General features: G+C 50.6%; 22 protein-coding genes and 1 tRNA gene. 14 read left to right on the top strand and 9 right to left on the bottom strand.

The window, feature by feature from the left end; translation table 11 throughout:
* Positions 1-9: 9 nt before the first annotated feature.
* The 4 genes from FCL45_RS00185 to FCL45_RS00170 all read right to left on the bottom strand — a co-directional run bounded on the left by FCL45_RS00185 (position 10) and on the right by FCL45_RS00170 (position 3,113).
* Entirely contained in the window at positions 10-1,020 is a 1,011-nt protein-coding gene (locus FCL45_RS00185) for a LacI family DNA-binding transcriptional regulator (protein ID WP_136795293.1), read from the bottom strand.
* A gap of 136 nt (positions 1,021-1,156) precedes the next feature.
* The gene (locus FCL45_RS00180) at positions 1,157-1,852 is read right to left on the bottom strand and encodes a hypothetical protein (protein ID WP_136795292.1); all 696 of its coding nucleotides are present in this window, start codon (positions 1,850-1,852) and stop codon (positions 1,157-1,159) included.
* Positions 1,853-2,259: 407 nt separating this feature from the next.
* Positions 2,260-2,697 (bottom strand): outer membrane protein assembly factor BamE, encoded by a 438-nt coding sequence (locus FCL45_RS00175; protein ID WP_136795291.1) that lies wholly within the window; start codon positions 2,695-2,697, stop codon positions 2,260-2,262.
* A gap of 339 nt (positions 2,698-3,036) precedes the next feature.
* A tRNA-Pro gene (locus FCL45_RS00170) sits at positions 3,037-3,113 on the bottom strand.
* Positions 3,114-4,004: 891 nt separating this feature from the next.
* Here FCL45_RS00170 and FCL45_RS00165 point away from each other — a divergent pair.
* The 6 genes from FCL45_RS00165 (at position 4,005) to FCL45_RS00140 (ending at position 10,002) form a co-directional block, all read left to right on the top strand.
* Complete coding sequence (locus FCL45_RS00165; RefSeq protein WP_136795290.1) at positions 4,005-4,850, top strand: AAA family ATPase; 846 nt, start codon at positions 4,005-4,007, stop codon at positions 4,848-4,850.
* Positions 4,851-4,884: 34 nt separating this feature from the next.
* Complete coding sequence (locus FCL45_RS00160) at positions 4,885-6,075, top strand: vWA domain-containing protein (RefSeq protein WP_136795289.1); 1,191 nt, start codon at positions 4,885-4,887, stop codon at positions 6,073-6,075.
* 40 nt (positions 6,076-6,115) lie between these two features.
* Positions 6,116-7,294: a M20 metallopeptidase family protein gene (locus tag FCL45_RS00155; protein WP_167495617.1), complete on the top strand. Its 1,179-nt coding sequence runs from the start codon at positions 6,116-6,118 to the stop codon at positions 7,292-7,294.
* A gap of 254 nt (positions 7,295-7,548) precedes the next feature.
* Positions 7,549-7,941: an OsmC family protein gene (locus tag FCL45_RS00150; RefSeq protein ID WP_136795287.1), complete on the top strand. Its 393-nt coding sequence runs from the start codon at positions 7,549-7,551 to the stop codon at positions 7,939-7,941.
* Positions 7,942-8,140: 199 nt separating this feature from the next.
* Positions 8,141-9,022, top strand: a complete 882-nt coding sequence (locus FCL45_RS00145) for a DMT family transporter (RefSeq protein ID WP_136795286.1) — start codon at positions 8,141-8,143, stop codon at positions 9,020-9,022.
* Between the two features lie 5 nt (positions 9,023-9,027).
* Positions 9,028-10,002 carry a YheT family hydrolase gene (locus tag FCL45_RS00140; RefSeq protein WP_136795285.1) on the top strand — a complete coding sequence of 325 codons (975 nt, stop codon included), beginning with the start codon at positions 9,028-9,030 and terminating at the stop codon, positions 10,000-10,002.
* A 53-nt stretch (positions 10,003-10,055) separates the two neighbouring features.
* Here the strand turns inward: FCL45_RS00140 and FCL45_RS00135 are convergent, their stop codons facing one another.
* The gene (locus FCL45_RS00135; protein WP_136795284.1) at positions 10,056-11,327 is read right to left on the bottom strand and encodes a nickel-dependent lactate racemase family protein; all 1,272 of its coding nucleotides are present in this window, start codon (positions 11,325-11,327) and stop codon (positions 10,056-10,058) included.
* Positions 11,328-11,692: 365 nt separating this feature from the next.
* Between FCL45_RS00135 and FCL45_RS00130 the strand changes: the two genes are divergently transcribed.
* Both FCL45_RS00130 and FCL45_RS00125 read left to right on the top strand, forming a co-directional pair.
* Entirely contained in the window at positions 11,693-13,021 is a 1,329-nt protein-coding gene (locus FCL45_RS00130) for an MFS transporter (protein ID WP_136795283.1), read from the top strand.
* 51 nt (positions 13,022-13,072) lie between these two features.
* On the top strand, positions 13,073-14,002 hold the full coding sequence (locus tag FCL45_RS00125) for an MBL fold metallo-hydrolase (protein WP_136795282.1): 930 nt from the start codon (positions 13,073-13,075) through the stop codon (positions 14,000-14,002).
* A 7-nt stretch (positions 14,003-14,009) separates the two neighbouring features.
* On the opposite strand, the gene FCL45_RS00120 is transcribed toward FCL45_RS00125, so the two are convergent.
* Entirely contained in the window at positions 14,010-15,488 is a 1,479-nt protein-coding gene (locus FCL45_RS00120) for an SDR family oxidoreductase (RefSeq protein WP_136795281.1), read from the bottom strand.
* A gap of 338 nt (positions 15,489-15,826) precedes the next feature.
* Here FCL45_RS00120 and FCL45_RS00115 point away from each other — a divergent pair, with 338 nt between their 5' ends.
* Positions 15,827-16,540, top strand: coding sequence for a FadR/GntR family transcriptional regulator (locus FCL45_RS00115; protein ID WP_136795280.1), 714 nt, complete (start codon positions 15,827-15,829; stop codon positions 16,538-16,540).
* A gap of 82 nt (positions 16,541-16,622) precedes the next feature.
* Here FCL45_RS00115 and FCL45_RS00110 read toward each other — a convergent pair whose 3' ends face one another.
* Positions 16,623-17,132 (bottom strand): NUDIX hydrolase, encoded by a 510-nt coding sequence (locus FCL45_RS00110; protein WP_136795279.1) that lies wholly within the window; start codon positions 17,130-17,132, stop codon positions 16,623-16,625.
* Between the two features lie 329 nt (positions 17,133-17,461).
* On the opposite strand from FCL45_RS00110, the gene FCL45_RS00105 reads away from it, so the two are divergent.
* Positions 17,462-18,244 (top strand): NRDE family protein, encoded by a 783-nt coding sequence (locus tag FCL45_RS00105; protein ID WP_136795278.1) that lies wholly within the window; start codon positions 17,462-17,464, stop codon positions 18,242-18,244.
* Here the strand turns inward: FCL45_RS00105 and FCL45_RS00100 are convergent, their stop codons facing one another.
* Complete coding sequence (locus tag FCL45_RS00100; RefSeq protein ID WP_136795277.1) at positions 18,245-18,790, bottom strand: NUDIX hydrolase; 546 nt, start codon at positions 18,788-18,790, stop codon at positions 18,245-18,247.
* Between the two features lie 117 nt (positions 18,791-18,907).
* Complete coding sequence (locus FCL45_RS00095) at positions 18,908-20,206, bottom strand: pyridoxal phosphate-dependent aminotransferase (RefSeq protein ID WP_136795276.1); 1,299 nt, start codon at positions 20,204-20,206, stop codon at positions 18,908-18,910.
* An 80-nt stretch (positions 20,207-20,286) separates the two neighbouring features.
* Here FCL45_RS00095 and FCL45_RS00090 point away from each other — a divergent pair, with 80 nt between their 5' ends.
* From FCL45_RS00090 to FCL45_RS00075, 4 genes are all read left to right on the top strand, one after another.
* Entirely contained in the window at positions 20,287-20,490 is a 204-nt protein-coding gene (locus tag FCL45_RS00090) for a hypothetical protein (protein WP_136795275.1), read from the top strand.
* 52 nt (positions 20,491-20,542) lie between these two features.
* Positions 20,543-21,844, top strand: coding sequence for an MFS transporter (locus FCL45_RS00085; protein WP_419174754.1), 1,302 nt, complete (start codon positions 20,543-20,545; stop codon positions 21,842-21,844).
* A 102-nt stretch (positions 21,845-21,946) separates the two neighbouring features.
* On the top strand, positions 21,947-24,838 hold the full coding sequence (locus FCL45_RS00080; RefSeq protein WP_136795274.1) for an AMP-binding protein: 2,892 nt from the start codon (positions 21,947-21,949) through the stop codon (positions 24,836-24,838).
* Positions 24,835-25,473, top strand: a complete 639-nt coding sequence (locus FCL45_RS00075; protein WP_136795273.1) for an O-methyltransferase — start codon at positions 24,835-24,837, stop codon at positions 25,471-25,473. Before FCL45_RS00080 ends, FCL45_RS00075 begins: the two co-directional genes overlap by 4 nt.
* The last annotated feature ends 110 nt before the right edge of the window (positions 25,474-25,583 follow it).

The raw sequence follows: 25,583 nt of genomic DNA, 5'->3' as shown, positions 1-25,583 counted from the left end.
TTTTGCAGATTATCCGCATGGAGGTGCGACTGATTTTCTGACAATCAGCTTTGAATCCAGGATGTGTTTTACAGCACTTTTGGTTTTATCGGAGATATTGTCGATCAGTGTCTTGGCGGCAATCTCCCCCATCTGTAAGGCCGGTATCCTGATGGAGCTCAACGGTGGGTTCATCACACCTGACATTTCGAGGTCGTCAAATCCGATTATGCTGACCTCCGGACCGACTTTTTTGCCCTTATCCTGGACCGAGGCCATGGCACCATAGGCCAGCAGGTCGGTGGTGCAGAAAATGGCAGTTGGTGGCATATCGAGCTGAAGGAGCTGGGTCGCGGCAGTTTTTCCGGCCATTACGGTAAATTCTGTCAGTACAACCAGATCATCATCATAGGCAATATGGGCCTGCTGCAGACTTTCCTTATAACCCTTCCAGCGTCTTTCTGACCTGCCACTTGCCTCAAATTTTCCGGAAATAAATGCAATACGCCGATGTCCCAAAGCGATAAGGTGGTCAACAGCTTTTCTGGCAGCAAGGGCATTATCGAAAGTCACATAAGATATCTCTTCGTCTGTAATTTTTTCCCAGGTAATGATGAGGGGGATGTTTCTCTGTCTCAGGTACTCGATGGATTGACTATGCATTGGTCTTCCAGTGAAAACTATGCCATCAACTTGTTTTCCAATGAAAAGTTGTATTAAATGGTATTCCTGGGCTGCTGAATATTCAGTGCTGCCGAGTAATACCGAGTATCCTTTGCTCACAGCGGCTTTTTGGAAGCCGTTTGTTGCCAAAGCAAAGACCGGATTGGTAATGGTCGGAATTATGATCCCCAAAGTACGGGTATTCTTGTTTGCCAGCCCTCCCGCCAGAGAATTATAGATGTAATTATGCTCCTCCATTATCTTCAACACTTTTTGCCGTGTGCCAGGGGAGACTTTTTCAGGGGTGTTAATCACCCGTGACACCGTGGCCAGGCTCACTCCTGCCAGCCTGGAGATATCGACAATGGTTACGTCCATATGTTTCAGATTTAGTGAAGTTACTTGACATAGGCCTTGGTTGGGCCTGCTGTTCTTCCCGACCGGGACCGACCACAGTATGGCTGAAAAACCTTTTCTGTCATACTGTGGCTGGAATTACCAATAAAGGTAGCAGTTACTGTTCCGCAGCCATAGTGGCTGCAGTTCCAGCGCTTGCCCTGGTACTTGCAATTGCATTTTCCAGACTGTGTATAAAGACTTTGCGATCAAGTCCGCTCATCTGTTTCATGTCGATTGCCTGGGTATTGAGAGTAATTACATCATTGGCCATGGCGATAAACTTGTGGTATTCAACCTTGGCAACAGTTTCCTGGTAGTAGCGCTTCAGATCAGAATCCTTCAGGTTAAAGCCTTCGATCTTCCAGCGGCCATCCTCACGGATTGCAGTAACTGCCCGTTCGATATACGGGAGTTGATTGCTGCTGTGCAAGAGACTTCCTCCATCCATCGGAGTAAATCGCACATTCATCTGCAGATGGCGGTCGCTGATAAAAGGGAACCACAGTGATTCGGCATCAATATCCATCCGGTAATCATCAGCGTCGAGCAATTCGAAGTGGTCCAGCATGGCAAGTTCGACCATAAAATGATAGCGGGTGGATTCCTCTTGACTGGTAAAACTCTTCGCAGTTTTGGAGTAGGAGCGTTGCATCTCGTTATGATCTCGATCCTTTACTGCGGTAAGAAATATTCTGGTGGCGTTGACGCCATTATTGTTTTCGCCAAGAATAGAGACAAAGATAACGGCAGCAACAAAGAGACAGCCGAAGGATACCAGCACATGTTTGAGCGAAATTGACGGAAAGTTCATTCAATCCTCTGATTCATACCTGATTTGCTTGCTGAAAAAAAGCAGCGGAATGCAATCTTATTTACAGCAACGATTTGCAGTTGCTTATGCTTTCGGCGCTTAACTTAGCTTTTCAGCATGCAGTAGGCAATGGTTAATAGAGGAGAACCAGTAATTGCTTGAAATTTTCACGGAACGTTACTGCCTCAGTCTGATAGAAAGGCGGTCGGTGGATACTGAACAATGGAATAGGGTTTGTACTCACATCCTCGCGCTAAATTTTAGGGAGTAAGTACGTGGGGAGGCTATCGTCCCGGGCAGGATAGATACGGGTTCTTCACCAGAAGGAATCAATAAAAGCTTGATTGAAGCTCAGTTCGGGAAATCTTCCGGTCAGTGTTGACCGGAAGATAAGCTGGGCCTTGATTTCATTTGGGCCAAATTATATTTTTACCGGAATCATCAAATGGAACAAATAAGGTGAAATTTGCCACTTTCCCATCCACAAACCAGAATGATGCCTCTTTCTCGGGATACTCATAGCTCTTTCCGAATTCATCAGCAGACTCGTCCAAGAATAATTGAGGGAACTTCTGCAATAATTCTTTTTCGCTTTTGCCTATGACGCAGACACCCTCGAATTGAGCATTTTCTGACGAAAAGGTTATTCTTGTTAATCTGAACTTTTCTTCAGAATCAAAGTTAAGCTCTATTCCTGAATCCTCGTAAATCCAGCTATCGGTAGAACCTCCATCAGGAAATTCTATAATTTCAGAAAATGATGGATCGCCCAAAATGTCTTGTACTTGAGTCCTGGTATAACCAAATTGAATATCATCAAATCCTATGAGTGGGTATATTTTCATGTTTTTTCCATAGCTGATGTGGAGTTCGGCGATCCGGTCGGGGACTGGCCAGGGTCTATGATTTTGGAATGCTATTGATTGTTATCATCCTAGGCAAATCGATATCTGGATGCAAGTGTATTCAGGCTTGTCTACTCACTTATTATGAATAAGTACCGCTTTCGGCGATGGAGGTCTCTGCCAATTGTTTGCAAATCTGTTCGTGTGGACATCAGGTATTTTAACTGTTGCGCCTGGCACCTCACGCCCGATCAGTTCCTGCTGAGTTTCAGAGAGAGTATAAGCAAATAAAAAAAAGCCCGTTGAGAAAAACTCAACGGGCTGAAATGTGCGATAACATGGTCGGGACGAGAGGATTCGAACCTCCGACCCCAGCGTCCCGAACGCTGTGCTCTACCAGACTGAGCCACGTCCCGACCGGGTCTCTGCAACCGATAAGCCCCGGTCACAGAGACAAACGACAATAGCATGCTGTAATGGATAAATCAAGAGTCAGGGGTAAAGGGGTGCTGTTTTTTCCAGGTAAATCTTTTGGCACAAAAGTCGTGGTCATCGAAGGAGGGTTATGTAAAGGTGTTCGGCTTTTTAAGTATCTGAAATGCAGTTGTACTTCGTGAGTTGTCGTGAGGGTAGAGCCTGTGATTTCCTGATATGGAATGAGAAATGTATAGTTGAGCGGTTGGTTAGCTCATCTGCGTAGTGCACGGCATTGGTGTAGAGGTCCGGCACGATCTCCTGATCGATTCCGATTGCCTGAAACAGGGAGGTGAGAAACTGATCCTGGCCTCTTTTCTAGTTTTCCATGATATCCAGAAAAATTGAGTAATCTCCGGAGCGCGTAGTGAATGCCTCCTTGCTTTCATCTGAGAGAGGTCTCATATCCATAACCTTGTCCATGGGCGTGTGGAGCATTACGTTGATAGAGGGAAAAAACCGTCATAAAAAGCTCGCCAGCAATTCACTGAATCTGACCCGGTTACCCAGTGCTCGTATCTTAAAATTGTATAACACAGGGAGAAATAAATAGGGTTGTAACATGTCAGACATTTGTTTCGGGCTCCCCTGGGTGAATGTTTGTATTGCTGAGTTGAAGTTTTCTCATGCTGAGGTTGCAATACGCAGCGTTGTACGGAGATTAAGCCACTATTCTGGAGGAAATTGAAAAGAGAACGTTTTTCGGGGTAGGCGGCTTCCGTTTACGTAAAATAGTAGTTGACAAATTGGTGCAATGTTGATGAGTTGGGCAGGTGAGGAAAGCGGAGACAGCAATAGAAGAAAATCCCCGGAATTATTTTAAGAGGCAAACAATGAATGTGAATCGTTTCAGTGGTGCCGCCAATTATGTCCTGGATGAAGAGCTTGCAAAGATTGTTAATATTTCAATGGCCCTGGAGATGCCGTTATTGTTGAAAGGCGAACCGGGTACCGGCAAGACCATGTTGGCTCATGCAATTGCGGCATCCCTTGAGATGGAATTGATTATTTTGAATGTCAAATCGAGCATGAAACTGATCGAGGCGCTGTATCAATATGATACCCTGACTCGACTCAATGACAGCCGCTTCGGTGACTCCAGCCGTAATGTCAGTAACATCTCAGACTATATAAAGATGGGCAAGATCGGGCAGGCTTTCACGGTTGACTCTCGCTGTGTACTGCTGATTGATGAAGTCGACAAGGCTGAGACGGAGTTTCAGGATGATATGCTCGATGTGCTCGACCAGATGCAGTTTGATATCATGGAGACGGATGAGGTGGTCCAGGCACGACACCGGCCTGTGGTCATCATCACTTCAAATGCCAAAAAGGATCTTTCCGACCCTTTTCTCGGGCGTTGTAATTTTCATCATATCGCTTTCCCGGAACCGAAAATGATGAGGAAAATTCTTCGCGCCCATTTCCCGGATTTGAACAGGAAGCTGGCCGATAATGCCATTCAGACCTTTTATGATCTGCGTGAAATCGACGGGGTAGAGAAAAAGCCTGCCACCAGGGAGTTGATCAACTGGATTCGAGCCTTGCAGGCTGACCCTGATTTTGCCCAGGGCGATAGGTTGACCAAGGAGATTCCCTATCTGGGAGTGCTTTTTAAAAAGAGCGGTGACTATGAGCGCTCGGCCAACATGGTGATGAAGAAGCGATTTTTCCGTTAAGTTTGTACGGTCAAGAACAGTAAGGGAGAACACGGTGTTTATCCAATTCTTCTATACCTTGCGGGAGGTTGGCATCCCAGTCAGCCCCACCGCCTTTCTGCTGTTTCATCGCGCCATGCACAGTGGCCTGGTGAATTCGGTGGAAGACTTTTATACAGCCGCCCGCACCATTTTGGTGAAAAGCGAAAAGTATTTTGATCTCTATGACCGGGTTTTTGCCTACACCTTTTCAGGGGTTGAACTGAAAACGCCGGAAGAGGATGAGTTTGAGTTGCTGGCTTCGGGTTTGTTGCAGGAGTGGCTGCAAAATCCGAAGGAATTGGCTCAATCACTCGGGCTCGATGAGAAAAAGCTGAGTAGTATGAGCCAGGATGAACTGCTTGAATATTTCAAGGAGCGACTGCGTGATCAGGAAGGGCGGCACGATGGTGGCTCGAAATGGATCGGCACCGGCGGCACCTCGCCGGTCGGTCACTCGGGCTATCACCCTGGAGGTTTACGGGTGGGTGGCACATCGGGCAATAAGTCGGCTGTCAAGGTGGCCGGCGAACGCAGGTACCGTGATTACGCAACTGATGGTCCACTCACCAGGCACACGATCGGTGAAGCGCTGAAGCGTTTGCGGCATCTGGTTCCCCAGGGAGCGAAGGACCGGCTCAACGTAGAGGAAACCATCTATAGAACGGTAAAAAATGGCGGAGAGATCGAGATGATCTTTGACCGAAGAGTGGTTGATCGGTTAAAAATTATTCTGGCCATTGATAATGGTGGCTGGTCCATGGAGCCCCATGTTGAGATTGTACAGACGCTTTTCTCCTACGCGCGGGCTCAGTTCAAGGAACTGAAGACGTATTATTTTCATAACACTATCTACGACTGCCTCTGGAAGGACCCCGCTCGGAGAAAAGAGCCGGTTTCCATCGACAGTATGGTTTCGCTGGACCCTGATACCCGCCTGATTGTAGTTGGCGACGCCTCCATGGCGCCTTATGAGCTTATGTCCCAGGATGGTTCTATCTATGCCTTTGAGCGCAGCGGTAAACCCAGTGTGGAAGGGCTGAAATATATGACCGAGCTCTTCAACCACGCGATCTGGTTCAACCCGATCCCTGAAAGTCACTGGCCGTATACGCACACAATCAAGGTGATTAAAAATATTTTCCCCATGTATGAGCTTTCGCTGGAAGGGCTGGAGCAGGGCGTGAAAGAGTTGATGCAACCGTAGACAATTTGCCAAAAAAATCAGACTACTTATGAGAAGATCAATGACAGATGTCAGACGTTTGATAGAAGATATTACTCCAGCAATCCGGGAGTTCAGAAGAGAGCTGCATAAGCACCCTGAGCCCGCATTCGAAGAACATGAAACCGCAGCCCGCATTGCCACCAGGCTTGGTGCTATAGGTGGCATGGAAGTACGCACCGATGTGGCCGGTACCGGGATCGTGGCAACTCTGGGGCGCGACAAAAGCGGGCCCTGTGTCGGGCTTCGGGCCGATATGGACTGCCTCAGGATGCAGGAGGAGAGCAGCATCGACCATGCCTCGGTAAAAGACGGTTTGATGCATGCCTGCGGACATGATGGTCATACAGCCTGCCTGCTTGGGGCCGCGATGGTTCTGGCCGAGTGTGTAGACGACTTGGCCGGCCCTGTTAAATTCATCTTCCAGCCGGCAGAGGAGAATAAGGGTGGTGCCAGGGTTATGATTGACGAGGGCTGCCTGGAAGATCCAAAAGTTGACGTGGTTTACGGTCTGCATGGCACAACCGCTCTCCCGTTGGGGAGTGTTGGCCTAAACCCCGGGGCCATGATGGCAGCTAGTAAATATTTCACCATCACTATCAATGGGCGTGGCTGTCATGCAGCTTCCCCGCACCGTGGTATTGATCCGGTGGTGATCGGCAGCCAGATCATCTGCGCGGTACAGTCGATTATAACCAGGAATGTAAGTCCTCTGGAACCTGCGCTGATAACCATCCCCAAGTTTACCGGATCAACCGCACCGAATGTGATACCGGAAAAGGTGGTACTCGAGGGAACCCTGCGGGCGCTTTCCAACAAGAACCGCAAGCTACTGGAGAGAAGGTTGAAGGAGCTGGTGGAGCAGACCGCCGCCGCCCATGGAGCTTCGGCTGATATCGAGTTTTATGGAGGATATCCGCTCTTGGAAAACGACCCCGGAGAGGCAGTTTATGTGGCTGAGATTGCTTCATCCTTTTTGCCGGGCAGAAAAATAATCCGTAATTATCCTCCCTCCATGGGGGCAGAGGATTTCTCGTTTTATCTGGGCGAAGTGGCGGGAGCTTTTTTCTGGCTCGGTCTGCAACCAAAGGGAGATCCCCTTCCTTCCCTGCATCACCCTCAATTCGATTTCAACGATGAAGCCATCCCCACCGCTATCAGGATGTTATGCGAAATTGCCAGGAGATATGCGGTGCGTTAACCAGTCTTCTGCTGCGCGTTGAGCCGAAACCCGGAAAGCATTTGTTGCAGTCGCTGTAGACCAAAGCCGATGAAAAACCCGGTTAACCTCCAAAATTCCATAAACAGACTATCTCTATTCGTGAAATACGTGGATGAAAGTGGTAGTTTCAATAGTTTGCTCAACCATTTTGTGCTACGTATCTAATCGCTGAGGTGGCATCGTGTCCTATGCCGCTGCAGCCGACTGTAAAGAAGAATCAAGGAGTCGCGATAATGAGTGAGATCGAGGTATGTTTTCCCGGTAATCTGAAAGTTGAAGCTAAAATCGGTGATTTTGTCATCGAAACCGATCAGCCAGAAAAATCGGGTGGTGACGGGAGTGCGCCTTCTCCTTTTGTGCTGTTTGCCAGCTCGATTGCCACCTGCGCTGGATATTTTGCCTTAAAGTTCTGTCGTGCCCGCGAGATAGATACCACCGGCATGAAGGTGAATATGAAGTATGAATGGGATAAGGAACAAAAACGGTACCCTAAAATGAATCTGGAGTTGACCCTGCCGGAGGGTTTTCCCGAGAAATACCATTCTGCGATTTTACGGGCCATGGACCAGTGTGTGGTCAAGCAGCATATACTGAATCCGCCGGAGTTTGATATCACTGTGGTCTAAAACCGGTTGGAAATGCTCTTTGGGCCCAGCTCGGCGCTATAGAGAGAAAATTACTGCTTGCAATATCTGTTCATATCGCTCCGCTTAATTTTCTCTCAAGTCTTTGGCCTGAACAAAATAGCAATTTCCGAGATACCTCTGATCAATTCTCCCTTTCGCTGGCAGAAGCCATTTCTTCTCATTATATTAGCAGGTTGTTATGTCATACGTGTTGTTGGTGTTAACGACGCTGTTCTGGTCTGGTAATTTCGTCATCAGCCGGGGAATGCACACGGAAATTCCGCCGTTTACCCTCGCATTCTGGCGCTGGATGACCGCTCTTTTGATTCTGCTCTCATTTGCTGTAGTCCATCTCTGGCGGCAACGGGAACTTGCCCGCACGCATTCGCGTTTTATTATCCTGCAGGGGATTTTGGGTGTGGGGGGGTTCAATACCATGGTCTATCTGGCCATGCAGACCACCACCGCGATCAACGCGGTTCTGGTTAATTCCTCCATTCCGGTCTTGATCGCGGTCTGCTCCTGGGTACTATATAAGGAGGTAATGAGTGTGCGCCAGTGCTTCGGTGTGCTTGTATCGCTTACCGGCGTGGTGTTGATCATAGCCCATGGCGAGCTGGCCCATCTGCTGCAGGTGAGTTTTAACCGGGGCGATTTGTATATGCTGGTGGCAGCAGTGATCTGGGCACTCTATTCGGCAAACCTGAAACGGTATCCCCAAGGGCTGCACCCGCTTGCCTACCAGTCGGGAATCGTAATGGTAGGCCTGGTTGTGCTGCTGCCGCTCTATCTCTATGAGATGGCCAGCGGCAAGGTGATGAGCGTGACTCCCGGTTCTGTAGCCACTATTGTCTATGTGGCACTCTTTGCCTCGATCCTGGCCTATATTTTCTGGAACCGGGCGGTACGTGATGTCGGTGCCAACAAGGCGGGGCCGTTTATTCACCTGATGCCGGTGTTCAGTGCCATCCTGGCGGTGCTGTTTTTAGGTGAGAAAATATACATCTATCATATTCAGGGAATTGCCCTGATTTTTACCGGAATTGCCATGACGACCTTTAAAGTCAGCCCAGGGGAATAACTATTATGCCGATTGGAACTGTACCTTCATATCAGCCGCCGTTTCCCTTTATCTATGGCCACGTGCAGACTCTGTATCCGACCCTGTTAAGAAAGATGCAGGCAGATGGTTGCCGCAGGCAGCGCATCGACACTCCTGATGGTGATTTTCTGGATATAGACTGGCATCTGGCTGGCCAGGGATACGCAGAGCGGGTTGTTGTCGTCAGTCATGGCCTTGAGGGTAACTCCAGAAAAAAATATCCGCTGGGGATGGCCAGGCATCTCAACTCGCAGGGCTGGGATGTGGTCTGCCTCAATTTCCGGGGCTGCTCAGGGGAACCTAATCTCTTGCCCAGGTTCTACCATTCCGGGGTTACGGATGACCTGCATACCGTGCTCTGCCATACATTGCAAACCGGCGGCTATAAAAAAGCTGCACTGATCGGCTTCAGTATGGGCGGTAACCAGACCTTGAAATATCTTGGCGAAGATCCGGCTAAGGTGCCGACAGAGGTCGTGGCGGCAGTTACTTTTTCCGTGCCGTGTGACCTGGCCAATGCCTCCAGGCGGCTGGATCGATTAGAGAACCGTCTGTATATGGAGTATTTTATGAAGGGCTTGCGGGAGAAGGTGAGGATAAAGGCGCAGATGTTTCCCGATATCCTGGATACCCAAGGACTTGCCGGGATGCGAACCTTTTTGCCCTTTGATGATAAGTACACGGCACCGATCCACGGGTTTAAAGATGCCAGGGACTATTATACCAAGTGTGCCTCCCTGCAGTTCTTGCTTTCGATCAAGGTGCCAACGCTCCTGGTGCAGGCAAAAGACGATCCTTTTCTGGCCGATTCCTGTTACCCGGTTAAAGAAGCTGAAGCTTCGACCTGTCTCCATCTGGAGATTCCTTCATATGGCGGTCATGTCGGCTTTATGCAACCGGGCGAAGTCTACTGGTCTGAGGCACGGGCGGCTAAATTCTTAGAGGATAATGACATATAGCCATTATCAAAGCTACACTCACCGTCCGCCGTCCAACTCCTCACACCTGTCATCTAACTCCCAACCACTTTGCCGACCACGTAAGGCCCTTCAGGAATGGCGACAACCCGCTTGTGGGTTGTCAACAGCTCTTTCACCACGGCTTGACATTCTGCGGCATCTGCCAGCTTTTTCCCGCTGAATCTGGCTACATCTTCATCGCTTAAGCCAGGCGAGTAGATATAGACCTGACCGGCATGGTCAAGAGCCTGGTAGATATTCTGAGCGCACCACTGGTCTATAACAAAATTATCAGGTTGACTGTGATGCTTTCTGAAATCCTCAGGGGTTGGATTGCTGCGCATGATAGTGCAGAACTCCTCACTGCCGAGTCCTTCCCTGCAGCCGCAGAAGACCACGATTGTACCGCCTTTGTTGAGGATATCCATGGCGCTGATCAAACATTTGCTCACCTGGTAGTAGGTGGAGTCGAGTGGATAGCCCCCGGCCGAGGTGATAACGAGGTCAACTTTCTGGTCCAGCTCCACCACTGCGTGATCCTTGACCATCTCGCAGCCGGCAAGGTGTGCCTGTTCAAAATGCCCTGCAAAAACCCCGCACAGCTCCCGCATCTTGTTGATCACCACATTGACTATGAAATCCACACCGGCTTTTTGTGTTACTTCCATGGCGTACTGGTGGAACAGGTTGTTGTCGAGCCTGCAGTTGGCCCCTTCGAGCTGGCTGATGACTTTATAGGAATGCATAAATTTCATGGTGTCGAAGCTGGCAATACCAGGCAGGATTGACTTGCGGCTCCCGGAGAATCCGGCATAGAAATGGGGTTCGATCAGTCCGGTGAGGATTTTCAGGTCGGCGTCCAGGTAGTGGGTGTTGATTTCAATCGGTGCATCGTCGATCCTGGTTATCTCCTTGAGTTCATCCTGCTTCTGACAATAGTGGTTGACGACATGGTAGCTGTTCATAATGTCCGCCCCTATCATCGATTCCAGTTCATCGCCAAGATTCGGTCTATGCATGCCGGTGGCGATGAGAATGGTGGTGTTCTGCCGTTCAATACCGCTCTCTTCAAGGGTTTTCAGGATGGGCGGCAATATGATCTTGTTAGGGACCGGCCGGGTAATATCGGAGATAACAATACAGGCGCTGGAGCGGGTTCTGGCTAACTCACTTAAAGCCGGTGTGCCAATGGGGCTTTCGAGGGCACTGGCAACAGCATGTTCAGGATAATTTTCAGTCAGGAATTCGCTTGTTTGAATAATCTCTACAGTTTCAGGGAGTTCGAGGGCGATTTGGTCGTTATCACAGGGGAATTCTACTTTCATATAGTACCTCTCAGCAAAAAATGAAGGGGATGCACACAATAGATCTCTCTTTACAGGATAGCTGAAAAGGGCCGGCGAAGTGAAGTGGGAGTAGACTTATGACCGGTTGAAGGTTCCGCTAACAGGTGTAGTTTTAAGCCGTTTGGCATGGACGGTGGCTGAGATAAACAATTTCCATGCTCCATGGGGAATAGGTTTGCGTCAAGTTTTGGAATAGTTTATAAAATTTTGTTCGCTGTTTTTCCGACTGTCCGGACAGGTTCGCATATGTCCCGATCAGAGGTGCACCGGTCGCGTGCGCCCAGGCAATATCCACCATTCTGCCTGTTTCCTTTCTATAGTCGCCTTGCAAGGAGTAGAGCGTCATGGCTCGTGACATGAAGTTTGAGACTGCCCGCTGGTCTATTTTCCTGGTTCTGATACTTACCTATATTCTGGTCTATTTTCATCGCATGGCACCGGCCGTGGTCTCTGAGTACCTGATGGCTGATTTTCAGGCGACGGGTGCCCGGCTTGGTAGCCTGTCCGCCATATATTTCATGGTCTATGCCGTTATGCAACTCCCTTCCGGGGTGCTTGCCGATACGCTGGGAACGAGAACGTCTATTGTTGGTGGCAACCTTGCCGCCGGGTTAGGATCCATTGTGTTTGCCCTGGCCGGTTCGTTCGAGATGGCCTGTGTCGGCCGGTTTCTGGTTGGATTAGGGGTATCGGTTGTATTTGTAAGTATTATGAAAAATAACGCTGTCTGGTTTCCTGCCAGGGTTTTCGGGCTGATGAGCGGAGTGACTCTGCTTATAGGTAATCTCGGTTCAGTAACGGCAGCAGGCCCGCTTTCCATGGCGCTTACATTTCTGGAATGGCGAACCATTTTTATTGGTATCGGTATTTTCTCCCTGATACTGTCTGTGATCGGTTTTCTTATTGTGCGCAATAAGCCGGAGGATATGGGCTTTGTCTCACCCAATCCTGTAGTTCCCTCCGCAACAGGGCAGGTCGATACCCGGAGTTGGTGGCAGAACCTGATACAGGTGCTGAGTGTTGGCAGAATCTGGCCATGTTTCTGGGTGCAGCTTGGCGTAACGGGTTCCATCTACGCCTTTATGGGGCTTTGGGGAGTGCCGTATCTTCGGGATGTGCATGGTCTCAGTCGCCCGGAGGCCGCAAACTACATGACTACCATGCTGGTCGCATTTGCTTTGGGAGCATTATTTTTCGGTTGGTTTTCAGACCGGATCGGCAAGAGAAAATCGGTGCTGATCGGCGGGCTCATAGCCTACATCTTCTGCTGGATAGTGCTGATATATGCGAATTGGACGCCGGGTTTGGCGGGCATGATGCTCTTTGGCTGCCTGGGGTTTGCCGGGGCTTCTTTCGTAATTACCTTTGCAAGTGCAAAGGAGGTTATACACCCCGAGTTTTCAGGAATAGCGGTAAGCATTTCCAATGCGGGCTGTTTTGTGGGGGCAACGGTGATCCAGCCGTTGTTCGGCTGGCTTGCTGATCGGACCTGGGACGGCACTATCGACAATGGTGTTCGGATGTACAGTAACATTGATTATCGCAGCGGCTTGCTGATGATGCTGGCTTTTCTTGTGATTGGTTTACTTTCGTCCTTTTGGGTGCAGGAGACCAATTGCCGTAACATCGCTTTCAACAAGTCTGGTGAAGATGATAAAAATATATGCAATTGACCAGAAAAAATCTGACATCCTTCATGTATCAGTGCAGGGAATATTGAGCTTATGAAAGAGAGTACAGGTGTTTACACCGTCGACACAGGTTATTTGCGAGAAGGCTTTGCCGCCAGCCACATGGTAGTGGAAAATGGCAAGGCGGCCTTCATCGATGTGGGGACGACCCGCTCAGCTGATCGTCTGTTGGCAGCTTTAGCTGATAGAGGTCTCACGGCAACGGATGTTCTGTATGTGATTGTTACCCATATTCATCTGGATCACGCAGGTGGCGCGGGAAAGCTCATGGAGATGTTTCCCCGGGCACGACTGGTGGTACATCCGAAAGGAGCCCGTCACATGGTGAATCCGGAAAAACTCATGGAGGCAGCTGTTGAAGTTTACGGGCAGAAAAAGTTTGATAGCCTGTATGGCGAGGTCAGACCTATTGCCAAAGAGCGAATCATTGAGGCAGGTGATGGGTTTCAGCTTGATTTCAATGGTCGCCAGCTGCTCTTCATTGATACTCCCGGCCATGCGCGTCATCATTTCTGCGTCTGGGATGAGAAGAGTGGCGGAGTATTCACCGGCGATGCTTTCGGTCTGGCCTATCCGCAACTCCAGCTTGAAGGGAAAAGGCCATTTCTGATCTGTACCACCAGTCCGTCGGCTTTTGAGGCGGAGGCGATGGTTGCCTCCATCGAGCGGGTTATGGAAATGAAGCCGGAAACCCTTTATCTGACCCACTTTGGCCCTGTTGCCGCAGATGCTCAATCGGTGGAGTGCTTGAAAAAACTGGTCGTGGATCATGCCGCGCTGGCCCGGGATAAGGGGGGCGATTCGAGCCTGATAATCGAAGGCCTCACTGAGCTGCTGCAGTCCGCCTATGCCACCTATCTCGACGGGGTGGAAAGAGATATCGACCTGGCCACATTTTTACGGGACGATCTGGTACTGAATGCGCAGGGACTGGCTATCTGGTTTGCACGGCAAAAGAGCTGATGAGCTGTTATGACGAGGGTTGGGCGGTTCGTTGCTTATGCTCCTGGCGGGCACGGAGTACCAGTTTTCTGGAGAGGTCGCTGAAAACGAAATAGTGCAGGGGCAGGACCGCGTACCAATACAACCGACCCCAAACACCTCGTGGCAGAAAGTGAGCCGTCTGGATCAGCATGTTGGGCTGAATGTCAAACTCAAGCCAGGCTTTTCCCGGTACTTTCATCTGGGCGTAAAGCAACAGCCGCTTGTTGTGCTTTACGTCTGCGACCTGCCAGAAATCAATGGCGTCACCAATACGTACCTCACCGCTGATCCTTCTGCCGCGGTTCAACCCGTAGCCGCCTGAGAGTTTATCCATCAGGCCGCGCATTTTCCAGAGTATGGTGTAACGGTACCAGCCATGTTCCCCGCCAAGTGAGCAGGCGCTTTCGAAGACCAGATCGGCGGGCGTACCTTCCAGAGGTACTTCGCGGATATCGCGGAGGATGGCGCCGGGTGCGATATCAAAGTCCTTGATGTCACAGGCTTCATTGCCGCTGCTGTCGCACCAGCGACTCACCACCTGGTTCTTCTCAAGTTCGTCTATTGCCTGGCGAACAGTCTGCTTATAGCTGGCCGGAGTTATCTCTGGGAAGTACCTGCCGGCGTTATCGTTTTGCACTACCGTCTCGCTTTTGAGCCCTTCAACCAATTCTGCGGCGATCTTCAGGGGTACGGGAGTAAAAAGAATAAGCCAGTAGGAGGAGAGTCTTGGGCTGAGCACGGGCACCGGGATCATAGCACGCTTCAATCCCATCACTTCTGCGGCCTGGTGCATCATCTCTTTAAAACTCAAGGTCTCGGTACCAATGTCAATGACAAGGTTTTCGTGGACTTGAAGATTGATGGAAGCGGTCAGATACTCGATGACATCATCTATACCAACCGGTTGGGTATAGGTTTTCACCCATTTGGGGGTGATCATTGCCGGAAGTTTCTGAACAAGGTTACGGATTATTTCAAAGCTGGCACTCCCGGAGCCGATGATAACTCCGGCCCTGAACCAGATAGTCTGTATTTTTTCAGGCTCCTTTGAAAGAATTTCGCCTGTTTCGATGCGGCTGAGAAGGTGTTTGCTGGCAGTTTCACTGACTCCCAGACCGCCGAGGTAGACGATTCGGCGGACACCGGCCGCGACACAGGCTGATCTGAAATTCTCGGCACTCTCGCGATCCAATTGCTGGTAGTCAGAGTCGGAACCCATGGAATGGATGAGGTAAAAGGCAGTGTCTATATTTTCAAGTGCACGTACCAGACTCTCTGGTTTTAAGGTGTCCCCTTCTGCGATTTCAATTTTATCCAGCACCAGCGCCTGGAGCTTATATCTGTTTCTCACCAGGACACGAACGTTGAGGTTGGGTAGACGAATCAATCTTCGCATCAAACGGCGACCGATATAGCCGGTGGCGCCGGTGATGAGTATGTTATGTCTCGCGGGGGAATTGGCCATTACTGACTTCGCTCCTATCGATGGTTGACTGCATTCAGCTGAGCGCCGTGGAAAAATGCATACTTATATGATTGTAAGCAGATTAGCTGATTGTAGCAAATAGCTGTGACTAAGAGTGATTGCCGCTGGCGGTGAGCTTGTAATTCTCAGAGATTCAGGTATTGTTGATACGTTGGCAAAACCGCAGGCATGGGCAGAACTGCAACAATTTCCCCTTGACCCATTTCGGAAGGTAACAACTCAAATTTATTACTTATGTCATCTTTGGCCTGGTTTGTCTTGCGGAATCCGCAGCACGTTCGAGACAGGTTACGGGTGCCGGTTTTATATAGAATTTCATGGGCTTTTCACCAGTAAAAAAACAGCAGATATCAGACCTGGTTTTTGAACAACTTCGGGAATCGATTTACCGGGGAGAATTGAAGATTGGGGATAAATTGCCCTCGGAGAGAGAACTTGCCGAGGTTATGCTGGTGAGCCGGTCTTCGGTGCGAAAGGCAATCGGCAGACTTGTGGATATGGGGTATGTGGCACATAGGGCCGGGCACGGGACCTTCGTCAAACTTCCCAGAGCGAGGGACCTGAATAATCCGCTGGCCTATACCATGTCACCTAACCAGTCTTCGCTGGATGAACTCATGGAGGTGCGCATTGGCCTGGAGTGCCAGGGGGTGGCGTTGGCTGCGGAGCGGGCCAACGAGATGGACATCGCTCTTCTGGAAGCTGCTTTTTGCGAGATGAACGAGATGCATCAGGATCGGGAGATGGCAAAAGAGGCGGATATGAAATTTCATATGGGGATCGCCTATGCCACGCACAACTCTGTTCACGTCGATCTGACCCGCCGCTTTTATGACTATATGTTCCATGGCATTAACAAGTTGCACGTGATGCTCTATGAAAAGAACAATAATCTCGAAATTATCGACCAGCAGCATTTTAAGATTTTAGATGCCATCAAATGCAATGACGGCGGCAGTGCCAGCCGGTATATGCTCCAGCACATTACTTTTCTGCGAAGTTTCTTAAAAGAGACTGTTGGCAGCGAATAGCTCAGCGTGTTTTTTGAAACAGGATGGTTTGCGAAATAGACTGTGGTCGGGTGTTTTTGTGATTTGTACTGTCACCACCTGACTAATTGTAAATCTCTTCCGCGGCCAACACCTCGCTGATCAGCCTGTAGGTAAAGCCCCAGAGATAGTAGTCATCCAGTGGTAAGGCGGGAAAATAATGATCAGGGAGTACCTCGGCTTTTACATGGAGTGCCCTGTTTTGAAACATGGTGGCATCGAGCCAGCGGTAACTCTGGATTTCCCGGGGATCAAGCTTGAGCTTCGGGCGGGTCTGCAGCTGAAAAAGGTATGGTTGCACCAGGATTCTTGAGTCGGTGCGGCTGCCGGCATACGCTGCTGTCAGTTCTGCCTGGACAAGCTCCTTAGAGAGGCAAATCCCGGTCTCTTCATGGGTCTCACGTATACAGGTTGCGAGCAGGTGCCGGTCTTCGGGCTCGCAGCGCCCCCCGGGGAATGAGAAATGGCCAGACCATGGGTCGTGCGGATTCGTGGTGCGGCGCAGCAGGAGAAAGCTGTCTATGGGCTCGCTAACCCGTATTATCGCGACTGCTGCAGCTGGTGTTGATGACATAGTGTCAAGCCTGTCCTGATGGTTATCATGAAAACATAGCCCGGAGGATTCTTTTCACGGCAGTTTCAGAGAACATTGCGAGTGTTGTGAAAATTAAACAATCACCAATAATTGCCTGAACCGCTCATCTAAGCCGATACCTTCTTTACTTTGGCACAATGTTCATGAAAAATGCGCCCTGGATGCTTACGGTACCAATTGTACAGTAACCGCTGTGCTGAAAAATGCAACATATCACAGGGGCTTCGGTATCCATGTGTCAGCTGCCGGTCGGGAAGCTGAAACCGGGCTGAATGGCCGTTTCCGGCATCCGGAAGGATGAGTAAATCATGTGCCTTATTCTCTTCGCCTATAAATATCATCCGGGATTCAAGTTGATTTTTGCCGCCAACCGGGATGAGTTCCTCGATCGTCCAACGGCCCCTCTTGGCTATAACTTCCCAGGTGAGAACATTCTTGGTGGCCGGGACCTGAAAGCAGGTGGAAGCTGGCTGGTGACAGGCGGCGATGGCCGCGTCGGGGCCATTACCAATTACCGTGATCCCACATGTCAACTGGCGGCGGCGCCGTCCCGCGGAGAGATAGTGCTCGATTACCTTCGCTCCGGGCAAAGTCCTTCATTATTTCTGGCCGGGTTTGCTGAAACGTCTTCACTCTATAATCCGTTCAACCTGCTTTTGGGAGATAGCAAGGAACTTTGCTACTTTTCCAATGTAACCATGAAAAGCAGGCGACTTGGTCCGGGTCTCTACGGGCTTTCCAACCATCTGCTTGATACGGCATGGCCTAAAGTGACTCTCGGCAAACGTTTGTTGAAGAATCTCCTGGCCGCAACTGCGCTGCCCGACAGGGAGCAATTCTTTGTTGCTCTGACAAACAACGTGCACCCCCCGGATGAGCAGTTGCCGGATACCGGAGTGGGACTTGATTGGGAGCGACTGCTTGGCTCACTTTTTATCCATAGTGGCAATTATGGCACCCGCTCTTCCTCTGTACTCTTGATTGATTATAACGATGACATCTTTTTCACCGAAAAGAGCTTTGAACATTCAGCCGATGGCTGGAGCAACGTTGGTGAAGTGAGTCATTCTGTTGTTGTCAAACCAAAATGATCAATCTGAATGCATTATCTGGGTCAGGCGTTGATTGCGAAAGGGAAATGAACTCTGCGCGCGATCATCCAGATAGCTTTTGAGTACTGTGTGGATGACAGGAAAGGCAATCTGGTTCCAGGGGATTTCCTCCTCGCTGAATAACCGCACTTCTATGCTTTCGGCTGTTGCTCTGAAAGCAGGGCGCACCAGGCTGCAGCGAAACATCAGGTAGAGCTGATTGATCGGGATCAGGTCAGCAAGAAAGTAGGCCTTCAGGTCATTGACCCTGGCGCAGGTTTCCTCGTAGGTTTCACGGATAGCACCTTCTCTGGCGCTTTCCCCATTTTCCAGGTACCCGGCCGGTAGTGTCCAGAACCCCAGCCGGGGTTCAATATTTCTTTTACAGAGCAGGATATTCCCCTGCCACTCGGGAATGCAGCCCACCACCAGTTTTGGGTTCTGGTAATGGATCGTCCCGCAGTTGGGGCAGACGAAACGAGAGCGGTCATCGCCGTTCGGGACGCTCTGGATAACCTTGTGGCCGCAATGGGAACAGAAGTTCATGCTGTAAATTCCTGAGACAGCGGTGGTGAATAGAGAAGGCGTGTTTTTATCTGTGGGAATTGTAACAAATTTTGGTTGAAAGATCAGCGCAACAGCGTGGCAGGGTAGTACTTTGGTTCAGGAGTGCAGCCAATCGCATATTCTCTCTACTCCGGTGGTGACCCGTTCGCAATGGGTAAGAAGAAAGGCTTCATCCAGTTCTGCTTCGTCGGTGAGGTCGGCGAGTGCCTGGAGTGTCCGGGCACCGTCAAAATCAACAAAGGCAAGTCTGGCCAGGATATTATCGCCGTTCAGGCCAAAGGCGGAGCCTGGCAGAATGGCAACACCGGTTTCCTGCAGCAGACTGTTGCAGAATTCCTCGGAGGAATTGAACGATCTCCTGTCAAGCAGATTAGTCTGGGAGAAATCCGGGAAGAGATAAAAGCCGCCTTGTGCTTTCTCCACCAGGACTCCTGCCTTTTCGAGTCTTTGCCGGCTATATTCTGCCAGAGCGGCAAGAATTCTGCGACTGTTTTTAAGATACGATTCCAGCCATTTTCCCCCGTCAAAAGCATGCACAGCTGCGTATTGGATGGGGGCGCTGGTGGAGGTGTAGGTCTCGCTGGCGACAGCAGCCATTCCCTGCCTGAGCCAGTCCAGTTCATCGGGGAACGTAAACAGGCCAAGTCGCCAGCCGCCGGCGCCGCACCACTTGGAGAGGCCGCTGCTGATGATGGTCCCTTCCGGATAATATCTGGCAACGGAAGAGTAGTTTCCGGAAAAATTCAGCTCGCCATAGATCTCATCTGACAGCAGGATTACGTGGTATTTTCTGGCGATCGCCGCCAGCTCTTGCAACATCTGTTCTGAGTATGTCCTGCCGGTGGGGTTGTTTGGATAGTTGAGTACCACGACGCGAGGTTTGGTCGGATCGCTGCAGCAGATCCTTTCAAGATCTTCAGGGGTGATAAGCCAGCCATTTTCCCTGCTGGTCTTAATCCAACGAACGGGCCGGCCAACGATGTGCGCCTGGGGCGCATAGCTCACCCAGCTCGGGATCGGAATAATCAGATCGCCATAATAGGCAAGTTGCAGCAGGAACATCAGCTCTTTGGAACCTGGAGCAATCAGGATACTCCGCCAGTCTGCGTGCAGCCCATGACGATTGTTGAAGTAGGTGGCGATGGCCTTGCGAAGTTGTTCAAGCCCATGTACTGACAGATAATCTTTCTGGTGAGCGTTATCACGCAGGGCCTGGACCACCGGCTCCGGCACAGGAAACGGTGATTGGCCGAGGCCAAGTTTAAAGACACTCCTGCCATTTTCTACCAGGCTCCTGCTCAGTTCATTGATGGCCAGGGTGGGGGAAATACCGAGACCGCGGACGTTGAGGTTGAGGTGAACCTCATGGATATATCTATCCAGTTGTGCATTCATGATCTACTCCGAAGAGCTGGAGGAACAACGCGGAACATCATGCAATCCACCCGATGATGCCCCCACTCGTTGCAGAGTATATGGAGCATAAAGGAAATTGTCGACCTCGCGATGCAAGAATTAACGCTTCGGAGCAGCTTGGCGTGTTTGATTATATTGGGTCAGTGTTGCACACTATTATTCCAGGAGGTGGACGTTTGTCAGGTAGAGGTTTCCACCACACGCATCAAGGAAAATTGCCTGAATCATTTAGCTGTGATAAAGTTCCTGGCAATATTGAATAGTTACTGGTTGGATATAGACGATATATCGGGCATGCAGCACCACGACGGCAGGATGTGTGAGCGTTTCTCAAAAAAAAGGAGCCTGACGCAGGTGAAGAGCACAACGACAATGACCAGAACAGAGCGAAGCTGGGTTCAGTACGATGTCGGCAACTCTGCCTTTGTGCTGGTTATGGTGACGGCGATTATGCCTATTTTTTTTAAGGACTATGCCGCACAGGATCTACCTGCAGCCATCTCCACCGCGAACTGGGGGTTCGCCAATTCGACGGCATCGCTGATTCTGGCAATCCTGGCGCCGATGCTTGGGGCACTGGCCGATTACCACCGCCGTAAAAAGCTCTATTTTACAGGATTCCTGCTGGTCGGTATATGCTCCACCCTGGCCTTGACCATTCCCCAGGCCGGACAATGGTTACTTTGCCTGGCGATTTTTGTGGTCGCCAGAGTAGGCTGGGCCGGGGCCAACATCTTTTACGATGCATTTATAACAGATGTTACGACCCGGGAGCGAATGGATGTCGTCTCGGCCAAAGGGTATGGTTGGGGATATATCGGCAGCGTGGTTCCATTTTTGGTGGTGACCGGTCTGATTCTTTACGGTGGTATGGCAGATGGGTTGCCGACGCTGCACGTGAAGACCGGTTTTGTGGTGGTGGCGCTTTGGTGGCTCCTATTTTCTTTGCCGATGTTGAAAAATGTGCAGCAGACACATGGCATAGAACCATCCGCAAAACCTGTACGTGACGCATTCACCAGGCTCTGGCAGACGTTGCATCATGTTCGGCAGCACCGGCAGGTGTTTCTCTTTCTGGCGGCCTATTTCTTTTACATCGATGGGGTGGGTACCATTATCTCCATGTCCACGGCCTATGGCAGGGACCTGGGTTTCGGGGTGGTGATGCTGATTGCAGTTCTGCTCTTCATCCAGATAGTTGCATTTCCCTGTGCCCTTATTTTCGGTAAACTGGCGAATCGCTTCACCACAAAAACGATGTTGCTGGCGGGTATCGGTCTTTTCAGCCTGGCCACCCTCATTGGCTTTTCCCTGCCATCTGTGGAAAATATCACGGTGAAGAGTACCTTGTTCTGGTTGATCGCCTTTCTGGTCGCCTCATCCATGGGAGGGATTCAGGCGCTGAGCCGCAGTTATTATGCAAAACTTATCCCTGCCGAAAAAAGTGCTGAATATTTTGGCTTTTATAATGTATTCGGCAAATTTGCGGCTATCACCGGTCCGTTGCTCATGGGCGTGGTGGGGCGTCTGACAGGTGAAACCAGATGGGGCGTGCTGAGTATTCTGCTGCTCTTTCTTATCGGTGGCTGGTTGTTGAAAAAAGTGCCCGCGAAGTAATCGTATAATAGACTGTTTTACCAAGAATTTTCTCAGGGAAAGGTGCGCGAAGTTGCGGAGCATCTGTTTGCCTGCAGATTATGGGATGTGCTAAAATTCATCATGAATGATACCGATTCCATACAGTCCACATTGCTCGGAATAGTTACCGCCTTGGTAGGGGAAATTCATCCGGCCGGGACCTCAGAGTTGAAAATTACTCTCGATTCCGAACTGGACCGTGAACTCGGGCTGGACAGTCTGGCCAGAATGGAACTGCTGACACGGCTTGAAAGAGAATTTTCGATTCATTTCCCGGAAAAAGTACTGGCCTCGGCACAAACGCCCAGGGACCTCTTACGCTCTCTGCGAAGCATGGCAGACAGTCGCCCTGATTCTGCAGTCTCGGCCATGGCAAGTGAAATTGCCCAAGTCTCAGCCGGGGTGGAAAGTAGAGCTTCGGATAAACGGCATATGCTCAACTTTTCAGCAGCCGCAAGCCTGCCGGAGGTGCTTTACAGCTATGCCCGGACGCAGCCTGAAATTGAACATATCACCCTGCTTGAAGATGACCGGGAGTTTCACATCAGTTACCTCCGCTTGTGGCAAGAGGCCATGCGCGTTGCCGCCGGATTGCATGGGTCGGGGCTGGAGCGGGGTGACACTGTGGCTATAATGCTGCCAACCAGTGCCGAGTATTTTTATTGTTTTATGGGCGTGATGCTTGCTGGTGGTATACCGGTGCCGCTTTATCCGCCGGCCCGGCCTACCCAGATAGAGGAGCATGTACGTCGTCACCGTCGGATTCTTGCCAATGCAGGAGCCAGGATACTCATCACCGTGCCGGAAGTGAGGGCGGTGGGCAGACTGTTGAAAAGCCAGGTTCCTGAACTGGCAAAAATCGTTGTTGCCGGTGAACTGGCGAGTGGTTCTTCCGGGATATTCTGGGAGCCGCAGAGAGAAGATATCGCCTTTATCCAGTATACGTCCGGCTCTACAGGTGACCCGAAGGGGGTTGTGCTGACGCATGGCAATCTGCTGGCCAATATAGCTGCCATGGGCAAGGTCTGCAGGGTCACCACCAGCGACAGGTTCGTCAGTTGGCTGCCTCTGTACCATGATATGGGGTTGATCGGCGCCTGGTTCGGCTCGATGTGCCATGGTTGCCGGCTGGTGGTTATGTCACCTCTGGCTTTTCTGGCCCGGCCTGTTCGGTGGTTACGTACAATAGAAAAATATGGAGGAACGCTCTCGGCTTCCCCCAACTTTGGTTTTGAGATCTGCGCCACCCGCATTGCCAACGAAGATCTGGCGGGGCTTGATCTCTCAAGCTGGCGGCTGGCTTTTAATGGGGCTGAGCCTGTGCTGCCGGCGACGCTGAGAAAGTTTGTCAATAGATTTGCACCATACGGATTTTCGGCCAATGCTATGGCGCCGGTGTATGGCCTGGCTGAATCCACTGTCGGTCTTGCCTTTCCTGAACCCGGAACGGGGATGCGGATCGACAGGGTGGACCGGAACTGTTTCACTTCAATCGGGATGGCGGAAACGGTTGCAGATGAGACCGGTGATGCTCTGGAGTTCGTCTGCTGCGGCAGACCATTGCCTGGCCATCAGTTGCGGGTTGTGGATAGTGACGACAGGGAATTGCCGGAGCGGCAGGAGGGACGCCTGCAGTTCAAGGGGCCGTCTTCAACCGGTGGCTATTATCGAAATGCGGAGCAGAATAGAAAACTCTTTTGCGGGGAATGGCTGGAAACAGGGGACCTAGCTTATATGGTGCGAGGGGAGATTTATCTCACCAGCAGGCAGAAAGATATCATTATTCGCGCTGGTAGAAATATTTATCCCCACGAACTCGAGGAAGTTATCGGTGAAATTGACGGGATCCGTAAAGGCTGCACTGCGGTGTTTGCCACCCGGGACAGCAGCGACAGTCCGGATCGGCTGGTGGTGTTGACTGAATCGCGCCTTAAAGAAGATGGTGAATTGCTGAGAATGAAAAAAGATATCGTTTCCGCCACCATGGATCTGCTTGGATTGCCGCCGGATGAAATTGTTATAGCAGGTCCGGGGACGGTATTAAAAACCTCAAGTGGCAAGATACGCAGGGCAGCGTGTCGCATGCTCTATGAGAGTGGTCATGTCGGGCAGAAAAAGGCTGCGGTCTGGTTACAATTATTGCGTATGGCCCTGGCTGGAGTAGTGCCGACAATGCGGCGCCTCAGCAGAAGAATGGTCGCCACAGCCTTTGCCTGTTACTGCTGGTTGAGTCTGTGTCTGGTTGGAGCGGCGGTGTGGTGTGCGATTATGGTCGTGCCGGCGGGCAGACCCGCCTGGAAGGTGGCGTCCTCTGCGGTGCGGTTTATGCTTAAAATTACAGGAATAAAGGCTAACCTGGTCGGTGGTGAAAATTGGCCTGACGGTGGGAGATTCATTCTGGTCAGTAACCACACCAGCTATATCGATTCAATTGTCTTGACCGGTATACTGCCTCAGCCGTGCAATTTTGTAGGCAAGGCGGAACTTGGCAGGAATTGGTTTCTGAGTCCGGCTTTAAAGAAGTTGGAGGTGCATCTGGTCGAGCGTTTTGATGCGGAAAAGGGGGTGGCGGATGCCCGGGCGATTGGTGAGGCAATTCATAAAGGGAGCAGGCCGCTGTTTTTTGCCGAGGGAACCTTGCAGCGAATGCCGGGTTTGTTGCCTTTTCAGCTTGGTGCTTTCGTGCTGGCCAGTGAAGAACGGCTGCCGATTATTCCCATAGTCATTAGTGGTACCCGAAATATATTGCGGGGAGGTTCCTGGTTTCCAAGGCGTGGCATTATCCGGATCACTATTTGCAGCAGTTGTACAACGGAGCAAAAGGGTTGGCAGGGGGCGATAGAACTGAAGAACATGACCCGCCATAAAATTCTGACCCGGCTTGGGGAACCCGATCTTTCGGGTGAGTACAGATCTCTGCGGCAGGTGAAAAGCGAGGGTGGAAAAAAACCAGTAGAGGAGCGGAAGATTTGAGTGCCAAGAATAGTGAGGAGAGCGCTGTGGCCGAAACGGTGTTGCATTTTGCCAGGGAGCCGGGCTACCTGGAATCCACTGGCTGGCTCCGTTCAATGGAAGGTGGAGAGGTGGTCGACTGCAGGGGCGAGCCGATACCGTGGCTCACCTATCCTGCAATTGAGTTTCTTGCACCCAGGTTAGAGTCGGAGATGGAGATCTTTGAATATGGAAGCGGTAATTCGACGCTCTGGTGGAGTAAACGGGTGAAAAGGGTGGTGAGTTGTGAGCATGACAAAGAGTGGTATGCCAGGTATCGGCGACTGATACCAGACAATGTTACCTATCTGCTGAGGCGTTATAAAGGGGGTGACAGTGATTACCAGGAGGAAATTTTATGCTACAGGGACAGCTTTGATATCCTGGTGTTAGATGGCAGAAGACGGGTTGCCTGTATGGAAAACGGGCTTGGTGCCCTGCGTGATAGAGGGGTGGTCATTGTCGATAACAGCGATAGAGAGCACTATCAGTCCGGTTATCAGATAATGGCTGAGACAGGGTTTAAGCGCTTGGACTTTTGGGGGCTGGGGGCCCTGAGTACCCGGGGATGGTGCACATCATTTTTTTATAAAAATGAGAACTGCCTGGGTATCTGATACAGTCACAACTGTCATCTTCCGGTGTCTGCCTGGTGGGTTGAAGAAACTGTAATTAATAGGTAATTAAATTTTAATACGAGTCTCATTGTCAATTTCCTGGTACTTTG

The organism is Desulfosediminicola ganghwensis (genome assembly GCF_005116675.2).
In the GTDB taxonomy this organism is placed as follows: domain Bacteria; phylum Desulfobacterota; class Desulfobulbia; order Desulfobulbales; family Desulfocapsaceae; genus Desulfopila; species Desulfopila ganghwensis.
The sequence above is the reverse complement of the archived record's forward strand: the minus strand, read 5'-3'. Positions and strand labels throughout refer to the sequence as shown.